At 56.4% G+C, this 15925-nt stretch carries 16 protein-coding genes; 14 read left to right on the top strand and 2 right to left on the bottom strand.

Annotation, left to right across the window (positions count from 1 at the left end; translation table 11 throughout):
* The first annotated feature begins 135 nt into the window (after positions 1-135).
* The 14 genes from Q371_RS07650 to Q371_RS07585 are packed head-to-tail and all read left to right on the top strand — an operon-like array spanning position 136 to position 14173.
* The gene (locus Q371_RS07650; RefSeq protein WP_034338595.1) at positions 136-462 is read left to right on the top strand and encodes an NADH-quinone oxidoreductase subunit A; all 327 of its coding nucleotides are present in this window, start codon (positions 136-138) and stop codon (positions 460-462) included.
* The gene (locus Q371_RS07645) at positions 453-989 is read left to right on the top strand and encodes a NuoB/complex I 20 kDa subunit family protein (RefSeq protein WP_034338396.1); all 537 of its coding nucleotides are present in this window, start codon (positions 453-455) and stop codon (positions 987-989) included. The genes Q371_RS07650 and Q371_RS07645 overlap by 10 nt, the downstream gene beginning before the upstream one ends.
* Positions 977-1591 (top strand): NADH-quinone oxidoreductase subunit C, encoded by a 615-nt coding sequence (locus Q371_RS07640; protein WP_084571304.1) that lies wholly within the window; start codon positions 977-979, stop codon positions 1589-1591. Before Q371_RS07645 ends, Q371_RS07640 begins: the two co-directional genes overlap by 13 nt.
* Entirely contained in the window at positions 1588-2790 is a 1203-nt protein-coding gene (gene nuoD / locus Q371_RS07635) for an NADH dehydrogenase (quinone) subunit D (RefSeq protein ID WP_034338393.1), read from the top strand. Before Q371_RS07640 ends, nuoD begins: the two co-directional genes overlap by 4 nt.
* Positions 2791-2805: 15 nt before the next feature.
* Positions 2806-3417, top strand: a complete 612-nt coding sequence (gene nuoE, locus Q371_RS07630; protein WP_034338391.1) for an NADH-quinone oxidoreductase subunit NuoE — start codon at positions 2806-2808, stop codon at positions 3415-3417.
* Positions 3414-4748 (top strand): NADH-quinone oxidoreductase subunit NuoF, encoded by a 1335-nt coding sequence (gene nuoF / locus Q371_RS07625; RefSeq protein WP_034338389.1) that lies wholly within the window; start codon positions 3414-3416, stop codon positions 4746-4748. The genes nuoE and nuoF overlap by 4 nt, the downstream gene beginning before the upstream one ends.
* 25 nt (positions 4749-4773) lie before the next feature.
* On the top strand, positions 4774-6930 hold the full coding sequence (gene nuoG / locus Q371_RS07620; protein ID WP_051963626.1) for an NADH-quinone oxidoreductase subunit NuoG: 2157 nt from the start codon (positions 4774-4776) through the stop codon (positions 6928-6930).
* Positions 6911-8047: an NADH-quinone oxidoreductase subunit NuoH gene (gene nuoH / locus Q371_RS07615; RefSeq protein WP_034338386.1), complete on the top strand. Its 1137-nt coding sequence runs from the start codon at positions 6911-6913 to the stop codon at positions 8045-8047. The genes nuoG and nuoH overlap by 20 nt, the downstream gene beginning before the upstream one ends.
* Complete coding sequence (gene nuoI / locus Q371_RS07610) at positions 8047-8577, top strand: NADH-quinone oxidoreductase subunit NuoI (protein ID WP_034338383.1); 531 nt, start codon at positions 8047-8049, stop codon at positions 8575-8577. The genes nuoH and nuoI overlap by 1 nt, the downstream gene beginning before the upstream one ends.
* The gene (locus tag Q371_RS07605; protein WP_034338380.1) at positions 8574-9146 is read left to right on the top strand and encodes an NADH-quinone oxidoreductase subunit J family protein; all 573 of its coding nucleotides are present in this window, start codon (positions 8574-8576) and stop codon (positions 9144-9146) included. Before nuoI ends, Q371_RS07605 begins: the two co-directional genes overlap by 4 nt.
* On the top strand, positions 9146-9448 hold the full coding sequence (gene nuoK, locus Q371_RS07600) for an NADH-quinone oxidoreductase subunit NuoK (protein ID WP_034338377.1): 303 nt from the start codon (positions 9146-9148) through the stop codon (positions 9446-9448). The genes Q371_RS07605 and nuoK overlap by 1 nt, the downstream gene beginning before the upstream one ends.
* A 4-nt stretch (positions 9449-9452) precedes the next feature.
* Entirely contained in the window at positions 9453-11312 is a 1860-nt protein-coding gene (nuoL, locus tag Q371_RS07595) for an NADH-quinone oxidoreductase subunit L (protein ID WP_034338374.1), read from the top strand.
* Positions 11309-12730, top strand: a complete 1422-nt coding sequence (locus Q371_RS07590) for a complex I subunit 4 family protein (protein ID WP_034338371.1) — start codon at positions 11309-11311, stop codon at positions 12728-12730. The genes nuoL and Q371_RS07590 overlap by 4 nt, the downstream gene beginning before the upstream one ends.
* A gap of 3 nt (positions 12731-12733) precedes the next feature.
* Positions 12734-14173 carry an NADH-quinone oxidoreductase subunit N gene (locus Q371_RS07585; RefSeq protein WP_051963623.1) on the top strand — a complete coding sequence of 480 codons (1440 nt, stop codon included), beginning with the start codon at positions 12734-12736 and terminating at the stop codon, positions 14171-14173.
* Positions 14174-14232: 59 nt separating this feature from the next.
* Here the strand turns inward: Q371_RS07585 and Q371_RS07580 are convergent, their stop codons facing one another.
* Together Q371_RS07580 and Q371_RS07575 are read right to left on the bottom strand one after the other, a co-directional pair.
* On the bottom strand, positions 14233-14967 hold the full coding sequence (locus Q371_RS07580; protein WP_034338368.1) for a copper homeostasis protein CutC: 735 nt from the start codon (positions 14965-14967) through the stop codon (positions 14233-14235).
* Positions 14968-15209: 242 nt separating this feature from the next.
* The gene (locus Q371_RS07575; RefSeq protein WP_034338365.1) at positions 15210-15887 is read right to left on the bottom strand and encodes a copper homeostasis protein CutC; all 678 of its coding nucleotides are present in this window, start codon (positions 15885-15887) and stop codon (positions 15210-15212) included.
* Positions 15888-15925: the final 38 nt, after the last annotated feature.

Genomic DNA, 15925 nt, shown 5'->3' with positions numbered 1-15925 from the left:
TCGTTTTGTCGTGCATCTGGCGTAGGGCGAAAGTCCCTGTTTGGTCGTTCGAAAGTATTTGTGCTTTTTTTCCCTAAATTGGTGAAAAAAAGCACGAGAGTAGGAGGGAGAATGGAATATTTCAACATCCTGATCATGTTCCTCGTTGCCGGAGGGATTGGTGTGCTCGCCGTGGCAGTCAGCGCAATTCTGGGGCCCAAGAAGCCATCCCGCACCAAGCTGATGCCATACGAGTCTGGAAATGACCCCGAAGGCAGTGCCAGAGAACGTTTTCCGGTTCACTTCTATCTGGTGGCCATGCTGTTCATTGTCTTTGACATTGAGACCGCCTTCTTCTACCCACTGGCTGTGGCCTACAAAAAACTCGGGGTGTTCGCTTTCTGGGAAGCCCTGACTTTTGTGCTGCTGGTGCTGGTGGGGTATTACTACATCCTCAGAAAAGGAGTGCTGGAATGGCGCTGAACGATCTGTTTACCAAAGATGTGCAGGAACTGGAAAATGCGGGCATCCTCTTCAGCAGTCTGGAAAAACTGGTGGCCTGGGGACGCTCGAATTCCATGTGGCCTGCCACGTTTGGTCTGGCCTGTTGTGCCATCGAAATGATGAGCTCCACCGACGGACGCAATGACCTTGCCCGCTTTGGATCGGAAGTGTTCCGGGCCTCCCCGAGACAGGCCGATGTGATGATCGTGGCCGGACGCCTCTCCAAAAAAATGGCGCCCATCATGCGACGGGTTTACGAGCAGATGCCCGATCCCAAATGGGTCATTTCGATGGGGGCCTGTGCAAGCTCGGGCGGCATGTTCAACAACTATGCCATCGTTCAGAACGTCGACAGTGTGGTGCCTGTCGATGTTTTTGTTCCGGGATGTCCACCCAGACCCGAGGCCCTGATTTACGCCGTCACCCAGCTTCAGAAGAAAGTGCGTGGTGAAGCCTACGACGAGAACGGTGAAAAACTCAAGGCGGTGGACGCATGGACCCGCTGAACGAACTGCTGGACCGCCTGAGCCTGAAAGTCATTCAGGGGCAGTTGCAGCATGTGGTCGTGGACCGCGATGAAGTGCTGCGCATTGGCCGCGAGTTTCAGCGTGCGGGTTTCCACCTGTTTGATGTGGTGGGTGCAGATTACAAAGACTACACCGAATCCCGTCCCAAACGTTTTGCCCTGATCTACAACCTTTACCGTGTGGAAACCAACGAGCGCATCTTCCTGCGCACATATCTGCACGATGGGGAAGAGGCCCCAAGCGTGTACTCGATCTGGAAAGCCGCCAACTATCTGGAGCGGGAAGTTTACGATCTGCTGGGCATTGTGTTCCTGAACCACCCGGACCTCCGCAAAGTCCTCACCCCCGAGGACCTCGAAGGCCACCCCCTCCGCAAGGACTTTCCCCTCGGGGAAACGCCCACCCTGTTCAACGAGGGGCGTTTCATTGATCCACCTGCATTCCGGGCAGGCCTGAACGGCAAAGAAAAAGGCCTCACCGGATGGCGTGGGGGCGAACGGGTCGGAGACCAGAGCACCCCCAGCTTCCCACCCACTGTGGATGTGTTTGAACAGAACGTCTCCAAAGGAGGTCTGAAATGACCCTGCTTGATCAGGAAGCCTCCAGCCTGCTGCACACCGAGGAAATGATCCTCAACGTGGGACCGCAGCACCCCTCCACCCACGGGGTCCTGCGGTTGGTGGTGCACATGAACGGGGAGTACATCACCAAAGTGGTGCCCCACATGGGTTACCTCCACACCGGATTTGAAAAGGTGATGGAGAACCGCACCTACCACCAGAACGTGACGTTCGCTCCGCGCACCGATTACCTTCACTCCTTTGGACATGAACTGGCGTATGTCCTCAGTGTGGAAAAACTGATTGGTGCCGAAGTCCCAGAGCGTGCCCAGCACGTCCGGGTGATTTTGCACGAACTCGGGCGCATCCACTCCCACCTCGTGTTCTTCGGAACGGGGCTTTTGGATCTGGGCGCACTGACCCTGCTCTTTTACTGCTTTCGTGAAAAAGAACACGTGCAAGACCTCTTTGAGGAGATCTCTGGCTACCGCATGAATCAGGGGTACTTCCGGGTGGGCGGTCTTTCCAGAGACATTCCGGACGGCTGGACCCAGAGCGTCAAGGATTTTGCCGACCAATTCGACAAAGCCATCGACGAGTACGAAGCCATGTTCCGGGCCAACCCGATCTTTCTGGCCCGCACCAACGGCATCGGCAAAATCACCGCCGAACAGTGCCTTGACATGGGCGTGACCGGACCCAACCTGCGGGCCTCGGGTGTGGCTCTGGACCACCGCAAAGCCAACCCCTACTCGGGCTACGAGCATTACAAATTTGATGTTCCCACCGCCACCGAGGGAGACTGCCTTGCCAGATTCATGGTGCGCCTTGAGGAAATGCGCCAGTCTGTGCGCATCATCCGTCAGGGTCTGGATTTCCTGAAGCCCGGCCCGGTCAAAGACCCCAACCGCAAAGTCAGTTTGCCTCCCCGCTTTGAGCTGGAAACCAGCATGGAAGCGGTGATCCACCACTTCAAACTGGTCACCGAAGGGTTCCACCCACCCAAAGGCGAAGTGTACGTGCCTGTGGAAACCGCTCGGGGCGAAGTGGGCTATTACATCATCTCCGATGGCGGAAGCATGCCTTACCGCCTGAAAATCCGCGCACCCAGTTTCATCAACTTGCAGATGCTGGAAACCGCCGGGATTGGCTGTCAGTTTGCAGACCTGATCACCGTGCTGGCCAGCGTGGACCCCGTGCTCGGAGACGTGGACCGCTAACGTTCAGGAGGATCAATGCTTTATTTTGCCGACAAACAGGACCTTGTGCAGGACATCTTCTCCAGGTATCCGGAGACCGAGCGCGGCAGACGAAGCGCCCTGATGCCGCTCCTCAGAGAAGTCCAGAACGCCTTTGGTTATGTGCCAGAGGAAAACATTGAAGAAATCGCCTCCTTGCTGGGCACCACCGCCACCGAAGTCAAATCGGTGATGAGTTTCTACTCCACTTACCACACCATCCCCACCGGAAAATACCACCTGCAGGTGTGCGCCACCCTGAGTTGCGCCATCGCAGGCAGCGATGAGTTGTGGGACCACCTTGTGGACGAACTGCACATCCAGCAGGGTGAAGTGACCCCGGATGGCCTGTTCTCCATTCAAAAAGTGGAGTGCCTTGGAAGCTGTGGAACGGCCCCCATGATGCAAATCAACGACGAGGGCTACCACGAATGCGTCTCCAAGAAGCGCATCCGCCTGCTGCTGGAAAAATTCCGCAGGGGCGAAAAATTTGATCCCGACATCCTGCCTCCCATTCCGATCAGAGAAGGGCAGCAGGAACTGGCCAACGGACTCCCTGCAGGTGGCGTGGCCACCACAATTCCCTCACTGGTGGAAGGTGAAGCATGACCCAGGCCCCTCCCAGACCCATCACCTCGGGCATTGACCCACGGTTCAAACCCACCCTGTACGCCAGAGTGGGCAAACCAAACAGTTACACCATCGACTCTTACAAGCAAGATGGAGGCTACACCTCCCTCAAACGGGCTTTTCAGATGGGCCCGGATGCCGTCATTGATGAAGTCAAAAAGAGCGGTCTGCGTGGGCGCGGAGGTGCGGGTTTCCCCACCGGTCTGAAGTGGAGCTTCATGCCCCTCAAGGACGGAAAACAGCACTACATCATCTGCAACGCCGACGAGTCCGAGCCCGGAAGCTTCAAAGACCGCTACCTGCTCACCGAAGATCCCCACCAACTGATTGAAGGCATGATCATTGCTGGATACGCCATGCGGGCCACCGTCGGATACATTTACATCCGCGGTGAGTACGTGCTGGCGGCAGAACGCATGTGGTCGGCCATCAAAGAAGCCAGAGCCGCAGGCTTGCTGGGCAAAAACATTCAGGGCAGCGGATTTGATTTCGACCTGCAGGTGCACCGTGGCGCAGGGGCTTACATCTGCGGTGAAGAGACTGCACTCATGAACTCTCTGGAAGGTCTCAGGGCCAACCCCCGTCTGAAACCGCCCTTCCCTGCAGCGGCAGGTTTGTATGGTTTGCCCACCACCATCAACAACGTGGAATCCTTCTGCGCAGCCACCCACATCATCAAGTACGGCCCCGAGTGGTTCGCCAGCATGGGCACCGAAAAGTCCAAAGGCACCAAACTGTATCAGGTCTCGGGTCCGGTCAAGCGTCCCGGCGTGTACGAACTGCCCATGGGCACCACCTTCCGCGAATTGCTTTACGACTGGTGTGGAGGTCCCACCGAAGAGATCAAAGCGATCATCCCTGGCGGATCCAGCACCCCCATGATGCCCTGGACCGACGAGATTCTGGACACCCCCATGGATTACGAAAGCGTGGCTTCCAAAGGCTCCATGCTTGGAACCGGCGGAGTGATCCTCCTGCCCAAAAGCATGTGTGCCGTGAACGCCACCTGGAACCTCGTGCGCTTTTACGCCCACGAATCCTGCGGTAAGTGCACCCCCTGCCGTGAAGGCATCTCGGGCTGGATGGTCAAGATGTACGAAAAACTCGTGCGTGGACGGGGCAAACCCGGCGATGTGGAACTGATTTTGGACATGAGCGACAACATCTCGGGCAAGAGCTTCTGTGCCCTTGCGGATGCTTGTATGGGCCCAGTTCTCAGCTCCATCAAGCTCTTCAGGGACGAGTACGACCACCTTGTGGTGAACGGCAAACCCATGTACCCCACCCAGTCGCGCTGGGCAGAGGAGTAAACATGGCCACTTTCAGGGAGAGAAAATGACGCAGCAGAACATGATCACCGTGATTGTCGATGGCAAGGAAGTGCAGGTTCCCGCCGGAACCAGTGCCATCGATGCCGTCTTTCAGGCAGGCCGGGATGTGCCGTACTTCTGCTCCCAGCAATACCTGAGCCCCATCGGGGCCTGCCGCATGTGTCTGGTGGAAGCTGGAACCCCCAGAAAGAATCCCGATGGAAGCTGGATTCTGGACGACGAAGGCAACAAGAAAATCTTCTACTTCCCCAAACCCATGGCGTCCTGCACCCTCGGGGCCAGCGACGGAATGGTCATCAAGAGCCAGACCGATTCCGTGAAAAAAGCCCAGGCGGGCATGATGGAGTTCACCCTCATCAACCACCCTCTGGACTGCCCCACCTGCGACAAAGGAGGCGCTTGCGAACTGCAAGACCGGGCTTTCGAGTACGGTTATGGGGTCAGCCGCTTCCAGTTTGACCGCAGACACGCCGAGAAGCACTACGAGCTTTCTGAATTTGTGATTCTCGATCAGGAGCGCTGCATCCACTGCAAACGTTGCGTGCGCTACTTCGAGGAAATCCCCAATCAGGAAGTGCTGGACTTCATTGAGCGTGGAGGACACACCTTCATTGACACCCTTGAAGGGGGCCTCCCGAGCAACTTCTCTGGCAACATCACCGACATTTGCCCAGTAGGGGCACTGCTGGACAATGTGGCCCGTTTCCGTGGCCGCAACTGGGAGTACGAGCACACCTCCACCACCTGCACCGCTTGCCCGGTTGGATGCTCCATCACCGTGGATTCCCGCAACGGACGTCTGGAACGCATCGTGGGCCGCGACAATCCCGAGGTCAACGAACAGTGGCTTTGCGATGCTGGCCGCTTCGGACACCCTTACGTGGATGAAGACCGCCTGACCCAGCCTCTGGTCAAGGTCAACGGAGAATTCCAACCCGCCACCTGGGAACAGGCCATCGCTGCCATCAAAACCGGTTTGCAAGGGGTGCCTGCCCAGAGCATCGGTTTTTACACCAAAGCCGACATCACCCTTGAAGAGGGAATCGCTCTGGAAAGCTTCGTGAAGCAAATTGGCACACCCAACGTGGACCACGCTCCCCGCTATGGCGTGGTCGTGAATGCACCTGCTGCCACCCTCACCGATGTGGCCACTGCAGATGCCGTGGTGGTGATCGGTGCAGACCTCACCGAAGAAGCTCCGGTGGTGGATCTGCGCATTCAGGAAATGCTCAAAGGGGGCATCCTGCCGCAGCAGTACGACTTTGGAACCGCCATTGCAGACTTGCGCCTGACCGAGCGGATGCACCGCCACCGTGAACGCCTCGCGGTGTTTTACCCCACCCGCACCCGCATGCATGATGTTGCTGGCATTGCTGCCGAGATGAACTCTGTGCAGGTGCTGGAACACCTGTCCAGTGTGGTGAGCGGCCAGTATGCCGGAGGGGCCATCGAAGAAGCAGCCAGCCTGCTGAAAAACGCCAAAAAGCCTGTGATTGTGCTGGGCTCCGATGTGCTCAAAGGGGGACAGATTGGCCTTGATATTGCTGCACACATCGCCCTGTCCGTGAATGCCAAAGTGTTGCCCATCCCAGCAGACGCCAACGGCTTCGGTCTCTCCAGACTGGAAATCGTGCCCCAGAACGGTGCAGACCTTTCCAGCATGGGCACCCTCAAAGCTGCTCTGGTCTCCAGAGTCACCAAAATCCCTGAGGATTTCGCAGGGTTTCTGGTGGTCCACGAAACCCAACTCACCGAAGTGGCCAGACGGGCCAACGTGGTGCTCCCCGCCCTCACCAATTACGAGAAGCGCGGAACCACCGTCAACCTCGAAGGTCGCCTCCTGAAACTGGATCCTGCTGCCATCTCCTCTGGAGAATCCGCAGACCTGATCACCGCTCTGGGAGCCGTTGCAGAAGCTCTGGACCTCAAAGCCCCCATCCGGGGTCAACGCAGCGCCCAGAAAGCCCTGAAAGACCGCTTCGGGGTGGATGTCGCCAACCTGCCCGAGCAAGGCCTGATTGCCGATCTGGGCAGACAGTACAACGCCCGGACCAGCCGTTTCCACCGCCCTGAAGTGGGCATGTGGAAAGAGGTCATGCTGCGTTCCAAACGCCTGAAAGAAAAGCTGGGAGGAGAGACGCATGCCTCAGTGGCTGATTGAAGTGCTGATTACCCTGCTGAAAGCCGTGCTGGTGGTGCTCGGGCTTTTGACCACCTTCGCCTACATGACCCTGATCGAGCGCCGTTTGCTGGCCCGCATGCAGATCCGCCTCGGTCCCAACCGGGTCGGTCCCATGGGGCTGTTGCAGCCCGTTGCTGACGCCATCAAGTCCATCTTCAAAGAGGACATCAACGTCACCATGGCCGACAAAGCCGTGTTCATTCTGGCCCCCATCGTTTCGGTGAGTGCTGCCCTGATGGCCTTCGGAGCCATTCCAGCAGGCCCACCCAAATCCCTGTTTGGTACCGATCCCTGGGTTTTTGATCTGGACATCGGCATCCTGTTCATTCTTTCGGTGACCTCCATTGGGGTGTACGGAATTTTCCTCGCAGGATGGGCCTCTGGTTCCAAATACCCCTTGCTGGGTGGTTTGCGTTCCAGTGCCCAGATGATCTCCTACGAACTCGGGATGGGCCTGTCTTTGCTGGGTCTCCTGATGATCGTGGGCAGTGCCAACCTGCGTGACATCGTGGAATGGCAATACCAGAATGGTGCGATGGCCCTGTTCCAGATCTTCGGATTTGCCCTGTTTGCGATTGCCTCTACAGCAGAGGTGAATCGCACCCCCTTTGATCTTGTGGAAGCCGAACAGGAACTGGTGGCCGGTTACATCACCGAATACTCCTCCATCAAGTGGGCCCTGTTCCAGATGGCCGAGTACATCGCCATGATCACCGCCAGTGCTGTGATGTCCACCCTGTTCTTTGGTGGATACCGTGGTCCAGCCTTCCTCGATGCAGTGATTCCCGGCATCAGCGAGTGGCCTCTGGTGTGGCTGATTTTCAAGATCGCGATTTTCCTGTTCATCTTCATCTGGATTCGCGCCACCCTGCCCCGTTACCGTTACGACCAGCTCATGCGTTTTGGCTGGAAAGTGATGTTCCCGCTTTCCCTGTTCAACACCATGCTGGTGGCCTTCTATCTGGCTTACTTCCCCAAAGCCAGCCTGTGGCCCCTTGCCCTCATCGAGGCTGTTCTGCTGTTCGCTGCTCTGGCGTACAGCACCCGATACAATCCGCAAACCTTGCGAAAACCAGAGATTCAGGGAGGTGACTGATGAGCGTTCTTGAAATTGCCAAGGGCATGGGTGTGACGCTGAGCAAACTGTTCCAGAAGCCCGTGACCGTGTCCTACCCCGAGCAACGGGTGCAGCTCAAGCCCCGTTTCCGTGGCAGGCACATCCTGACCCGCCACCCCAACACCGGGCTGGAGAAATGCATCGGATGCTCCCTGTGTGCAGCGGTGTGTCCTGCTTACGCCATCTATGTGGAGGCAGGCGAAAACGATCCGGCCAACCCCGTTTCACCCGGCGAGCGTTACGCCAAAGTCTACGAGATCAACATGCTGCGCTGCATTTTCTGTGGACTGTGCGAAGAAGCTTGCCCCACCGGTGCTGTGGTGCTCGGCAATGAATTTGAAATGGCCGATTACCGCTACCGTGACTTTGTTTACGGCAAAGAAGACATGCTGGTGGGCCATGTGGGTTCCCGTCCCCAACGCCGTGAAGCCAAACGCAAAAACAAACCCGTACGCGTCGGCTTTGAAGTGAAACCCAGAGAAGAACTGGAAGGAGTGAAGTACGAATGACCGCCATCTTCATCCTTTTCGCCCTGATGGCCATTCTGGGGGGATTGCTCACCATTCTGGCCAAAAACGCAGTGCATGCTGCGCTCGGGTTGGTGGGCTGCTTGATCAGCGTGGCAGGTCTGTATGTCACCCTGAACGCCCACTTTCTGGCTGCAGTGCAGGTCATTGTGTATGCCGGGGCGATCATGGTGCTGTTCCTCTTCGTGATCATGCTCTTGAATGCCGCCAAACCGGTCACCGAAGAAAACCCGGTGCCCTTCGTGACGGAAATTGCAGGGGTGGCTGCCTGCGTGGTGATTTTCGCCATGGTCGTGATCATGAGCTCCTTCAAAGCCCCAGTGCTGCCCAAAGGTGCAGTGGAAGCCATGCAAGGCGGAGGTCCCGGTCCCATTGGCGAAGTGCTGTTCACCAAATTCCTGCTTCCCTTTGAAGCGGTGTCCATCCTGCTTCTGGTGGCTGTGATCGGATCGGTTGCTCTGGTCAAACGCCCCGAGCAGCAACAGGAAAACCTTCCCGATGGAGAACTGGTGGGCACTTTCGAAAACGACCGTCAGGAGGTGAAGGCCTGATGGAAGGCGTCACCCCTTACCTGATGCTCTCTGGAATCCTGTTCAGCATGGGCCTGATCGGTGCCCTGACCCGCAGAACCGCCATTCTGGTGTTCCTGAGTGTGGAATTGATGCTCAATGCAGCCAACCTTGCCTTGGTGGCTTTTGCCCAGGCGTGGGGAGATCTGGTTGCCCAATCTGCCGTGTTTATTGTCATGACACTTGCTGCCGCCGAAGTTGCGATTGGTCTGGCGATCATCGTGACCATTTTCCGTAAGCGGGTTTCTACCAACGTAGACACCCTGGCTGAACTCAAAGGGTGAAACCATGCCACTTTATCTGATGCCCCTGATTCCCTTCCTGGGATTTTTGATCCTGATCACCTTCGGTGGTCGGGTGTTCAAAGGTGCCTCTGGAGGCTGGATTGGCTCACTGGCCGTGCTGGGTGCTTTTGTGGTTGCGGTCAGCCACTTCATGGGTCTCAAAGACCCCATCCACGAGCAGTACTTCACATGGTTGCCCTATCTGGACAACGGCAAAGACCTCAAAGTGGGTTTTTATCTGGATCAAGTGTCCAGCATCATGACCCTGGTGATCACCGGGATTGGTTTCCTGATTCACGTGTTCTCCATCGGGTACATGCAGGACGATCCCAAGTACACCCGGTTCTTCGCTTTCCTGAACTTCTTTGTGGCCCTGATGCTGATTCTGGTGCTCGCAGACTCCTACCCCCTGATGTTCGTGGGCTGGGAAGGTGTGGGTACGGCATCGTTCCTTTTGATCGGCTTTTGGTACAACAAGCGTGAATACGCCAATGCTGCCCGCAAAGCCTTCATCATGAACCGCATTGGTGACTTGGGATTCATGTTGGGCATGTTCTTGCTGTACAAGAACTTCGGAACCCTCGTGATTCCCGATCTGGCCGAAAAAGTGGAAGCCCTGACCGTGGTGATGCCCGCTCTGGAACTGGTGGGTCTGTTCCTGCTGCTGGGTGCTGCCGGAAAAAGCGGTCAGTTGCCCCTCACCACCTGGCTTCCAGACGCCATGGCAGGTCCGACCCCCGTGTCTGCCCTGATCCACGCAGCCACCATGGTGACCGCCGGGGTCTACCTGATTGCCCGCAGTTACTTCCTCTATGAAAAAGCCCCCATGGCCCACGAATGGGTGGCATGGGTCGGTGCCCTGACTGCGCTGTATGGTGCCCTGTCTGCCCTGAACCAGTACGACATCAAAAAGATTCTGGCGTACTCCACCGTTTCCCAGATCGGTTACATGATTCTGGCCGTCGGGGTGGGTGCTTACTGGGCCGGGATGTTCCACCTGGTCACCCACGCTTTCTTCAAAGCCCTCTTGTTCCTCACGGCAGGCAGCGTGATTCACGGCTGCCACCACGAACAGGACGTTCGCCAGATGGGTGGCCTTGCCAAGAAGATGCCCATCACCCATGCTGTGGGATTCATTGGTTGGCTCTCCATTGCCGGAATTCCGATTTTCTCGGGTTTCTTCTCCAAAGACGCCATCCTGACCAGCGCTTACGAACACAACATCTACATGTACGCCATCGGCCTGTTTGTGGCCCTGTTGACCGCTTTCTACATGACCCGCTGGTATGTGCTGGTGTTCCGCGGTGAATACCGTGGCCATGCTCACCCCCACGAGTCTGGCCCCATCATGACCGTGCCCCTGATGGCTCTGGCTGCCCTCTCCACCGTGGGTGGTTTCATGGGCCTGCCCCACATTCTGGGCACCAACCAACTGTCCCACTTCCTTGAAAAAGTGCTGCCCGTAGAAGAAGCCAAGATTTCGGCCAGTCTGGAATGGACCCTGATTGGTGTGGCTGTGGCCACCTCAATCCTCGGGATCATCGTCGCGGTGACCCTGTACCGCCAGAGGCGCATCGAGAAACTGGGCAGCTTGGAAGAGGTCAGCCATCAAGCCCTTTACCTGAACACCCTGTATGACACCCTGATCGGTGCACCCTCCAGAGCGCTTGCCAAAGGTCTGGACACCATGGACCGTGGCGTGGAAGGCGGTCTGGAAACCACCGCCAAAGTCTCCACCGAGCCCGGCGGATGGCTCACCTACCTGCAAAACGGCTATGTGCGTGCTTACGCCAGCCTGATGCTTTTGGGCACCGCTGCACTGCTGCTGTATCTGGCCCTGAGGGTTCTGGGAGGCATGCAATGATTCACCTGTTGATGTACCTGCCCGCTCTGGCTGCCCTGCTGCTGATCTTCACACCCGGAGCCACCAAAAAATACATTGCCATTGCAGGTTCCCTGCTGGCTTTCGTGGTGAACCTCCTGCTCTGGCAACAGGGTGGGGCAGAGGTGACCACCACCCCATGGGTGCCTGCTCTGGGCATCACCTACAGCATTGGTCTGGATGGGGTGAGCCTGCTCTTGACGCTGGTCACCTCGTTCATGAGCCTGCTCTGCGTGCTTTACGCTGCCTTCCAAGTGGAGCGTCCCGGTCCCATGCTGGCCAACGTCCTCCTGATGCAATCGGGTTTGCTGGGCATTTTCACCTCCAGAGACCTGATCCTCTTCTACATCTTCTTTGAAGCCACCCTGATTCCCGCTCTGGTGATGCTGGCCATTTACGGTGGCCCCAAACGGGTTCAGGCCCTCACCAAGTTTGCGGTGTACACCATCGTGGGCTCCCTGTTCATGCTGCTCAGCATGATCGGCGTGAAGTACTACTCTGGTTCTGCAACCTTCGCTCTGGCCGACCTGATTGCCAAGCCGCTGGATCCCAAAGTGCAAACCTGGCTCTTGCTGGGCTTTGTGGCTGCCTTCAGCGTGAAACTGCCCATGTTCCCCCTGCACGGATGGCTCCCCGAGTTCCACGAAGAAAACCACAACTCGGGTGTGCCCGACGTGATGGGCACCCTTTACAAAGTGGGTGGATATGGGGTGTTCCGTTTTGCCCTGCCCCTCTTTCCAGATGCCAGTGAAGAACTGAAATTCATCCTGATGGCTCTGGCCGCTTTCACCACCCTGTACGCAGCATGGATTGCCTTCCAGCAAACCAATTGGAAACGGGTGCTGGCCTACGCAGGCCTCAGCCACATGGGATTGGTGGCCCTCGGGGTGTTCAGCCTGAACGACATTGCCACCACCGGAGCCCTGTACCTGCTGGCCTTTCAGGGCATCTACACCGGAGCCCTGTTCCTGGCTGTGGGCATGATTCACCAGAGAACCGGCAGTGTCAGCACCCACTTCGGTGGTGTGATGGACGATGCCCCTGTGCTCTCTGGTTTGACCATGGTGCTCTGGTTCGCTGCGATTGCCGTGCCCGGTCTGGCTGGATTCATCGGTGAATTCAGCATCATGCTTGGGGCGTATCAGGTGAGCCCCTGGCTGGCGTTCATTGCAGGTTTGAGCGTGATTGCTGCAGGTGCCTACGCCCTGACGGCTTACCAGAAAACCTACTGGGAAACCAAACCACAGGGCACTGCAGTGCTGAAAGACATCACCCGCGTGGAAGGGGTCATTCTGCTCAGCACCGTCGGGGTCAGCCTGATCTACGGAATTTACAGTTCTCCAGCCATTGCCCTGATCCGTCCGGCAGTGGACCAACTGCTTCAGGGACTGGGAGGTTAAGCCATGCCACTGCAACTGCCTGACATCAATTTTGTGGTGATGCTTCCCATCGTGCTGGTGCTGCTCACTGCAGTGCTGGCCACCATTCTGGGCTTCAACACCACCCGCAGGAACATCGCCATGATGGGCATCACCGGACAGGTGGCCGCCTTTGGCAGCCTGTTCTTCCTGTGGGACCAGAACCAGAGCACTTTTGCAGGTGCTTTGCAGTTTTCCAACACCAGCCTGATTTTTGCAGGGATCATCCTGATCGGCTCGATTCTGAGCCAGCTCACCAGTCTGGACCACACCGCCCGCAGCAACCTGAACTTCCCAGAGTTTGACATCATGCTGCTGTATGGCGTGACGGGCACCCTGTTGATCGCTTTCTCTGGCGACCTGATCGTGATGCTGATCGGTCTGGAAGTGATGTCCCTGTCCACTTACGTGCTGGCCACCCTCCAGGAATCCAAACGCAGCGAAGAAGCCGGCATGAAGTACTTCCTGCTGGGATCTGTTGCCAGTGCCATCCTGATTTACGGGATCGCTCTGGTGTTCGGAGCCACCGGAACCTTTGGCTATGCTGGCATCCGTCAGGCCATTGCTGCCGACGCTTTCCAGAACGACATCTTGCTTCTGACCGGAGCTTTCCTGCTTCTGGCTGGTTTCAGCTTCAAAGTGGGCATGGCCCCCTTCCACCAGTGGACCCCTGATGTTTACGCTGGAAGCCCCACCATCGTGACCCAGTTCATGAGCATCGTGATCAAAACCGCTGCTTTTGCCGGAATGATTGCAGTGTTCCTGCAAGCCCTGCCTCAGGCAGATTGGACACTGCCTGCCCAGATCATTCTGGGACTGACCATGATCGGGGGCAACATGGCCGCCCTCCGTCAGGCTGAAATCAAACGGGCTCTGGCGTACTCTGCCATTGCACACTCAGGCTACTTGGGTCTGGCTTTGCTGGCCAACCCTGAGCAGGGCATTCCTGCCCTGATGTATCACTTGCTGGGCTACACCTTTGCCAACGCAGGTGCATTTGCTGTGATTGCCATGCTGCAAAAAGACGACCGTGGTATGTTGATCCCCAAAATGCGCGGTCTCTATTACCGCAAACCCCTGCACGCCATCTCTCTGGCCATTTTCCTGCTGTCTCTGGCAGGCATTCCACCCTTTGCAGGGTTTGTGGCCAAACTGGTGCTGTTCGGAGCTGCGTTCCAGAGCGGTTACATCGCCATGACCGTGATTGCCATTGTGACCAGCATGATTGCTTTCGTGTACTACTTGCGTCCAGCCGTCCTCATGTTCATGCCTGCTGAAGAAGCTCAGCCTCTGGAAGACCGACCTTACCCCAACAGCACCCTGACGGTGCTGGCCAGTGTGGCTGCCACTGTGGTGCTCGGGGTGCTGCCCAACTGGGTGCTCACCCTCTTTGACAATCCACTGATTCAGCAAGCCATGAAGTGAGCCAAAAAAAGAAAACCCGCGAAAGCGGGTTTTTTGTTGTTTTGAATTGGCCTGGAAGGTCAACGGCGGTATCGTGAGGTTTCGGTCTCCGCATCAAACAGGCCGCGCTTTTGTTTGTGGATGGGTTTGTTGTTCATCAGGGACACATACTGCGAAAGGGTGATGGGATTCAGTTTCCCCTGTTCGTCCCTGACAGTGCGGCCAAACTGCACTTCCTGAATGCCGGTTTCTTTCAAGAAAGGTTGGATGGTTTCATAAGTGAAGCCGTTGGCTTCCACCATGATTTTGAGCTTGGGTTTGTTGAGGTTCACCAGTTTTTGCACTTCAGCCTGGCCATCAATGATGCTGATGGCCTGCCCTCTGGTGGTGACCCGTTCCACTCTGGGATACATGCTGAGCAGCATGTAATTGATGGCCAGATCCTGGGTGTGGTCAAAAGCTGCGTTGAAGGCAATGTTGAAGCCGTAAGTGATCGCCTCTTCCAGCAGAAACCAGTTGATCATGGTGCCTTCCGTGGCACCAAAAGCGATGTTCTGCACCCCTGCCTGACGGTAGGCGTCCAGAATTTTGTAGATGCGAGGCTTGCGGTCCGGGCCGTAGGCAAAGTCCTTCAAATCAGGGCGCACCAGCACGTACAGGGGCACCCGTGTTGCCTCCAGAGATTCAGCAATGGTCTTCAGGTCAGGACTGACGCCACCTTGCATGATGTGGCGCGCCAGAAGGATGCGGTTGGCTCCAGCGTTCTGCGCCGTTCGAACTTCAGTGGCATTTTCTACAATGACCTCGGCGATCATGCAGAAATGCTAGCACCGAATTCTGAGGTCCAGCTGAATGAAGTGCATATTGTTGCCCAGAACAAATAATTACAAATCGATTACAGATCTAAATAAAACCGCGTGGTAAAGCAAAAAACACAAACATCTTCTGAATAGAAAATGTATAAATATTCTTTTTCTTGGTGCTTGTAAACTGGTTTTAACAGCATGAACGACGTGCTGGCGCTGAATTTCTGATGTCCAATGCTTTACGGGCTGTTTCACTTTAAAGATTTATGCATCAAGATGTCCATGGCCTGCTCCAGAAACACCAGATCCAGACGTCCAGAGTCATCTCTGGCCTGCGCCCCGAACTGAATGCCTTGAACCCCAGAGTGCCGGATGAGGTCTGGCAAATGGTTCAGGGAAAAACCAGAAAATTCTGCACACACCTCAATCCGGGTGGGGTTCTGGTAGGCAAGCTCTTTGATGGCATCCCGACCCGCCCAACTGTGTTCGGCATCGCCACGGGTGACCACCCGCTTGATTCTGGGGTACATGCCCAGCATTTTCAGCATTTTCAGGGGTTGCTTGATGCCATTGAAATCCTGAAAAGTGATTTCAAAACCGAAAGACAGGATTTCTTCCAGAAAAAACACATCGACGGACTGTTCTTCTTTGACGCTCACTGCAATGTGAGAAATGCCTGCCTGACGGTAGGCTTTCAAATGGCTGATGAATTTGTTTTTGCGTTCATTTTCATAAAAACCATCTTGATAATCTGGCTTGACCTGCACCACCAGTGGAATCCGTGCTGCTTCCTGGGCCTCTGCAAGGGTTTTGAGGTCAGGACTCAGGCCCCCTTTCAGAACATGGCGGGTCAGCAGCAAGCTGTGAACCCCGAGATGCTGGGCGGTGCGGACTTCGGTGGCATTTTCAACCATCACCTCAGCGAACATGCACCCAGTTTAGCAAAGCCCTGAAATGAAAGCAGTGA

The sequence above is a fragment of the Deinococcus misasensis DSM 22328 genome (assembly GCF_000745915.1).
Taxonomy (GTDB): Bacteria; Deinococcota; Deinococci; order Deinococcales; family Deinococcaceae; genus Deinococcus_C; species Deinococcus_C misasensis.
Note: the sequence above shows the minus strand (reverse complement) of the source record. Positions and strands in the feature narration are given on the sequence as shown.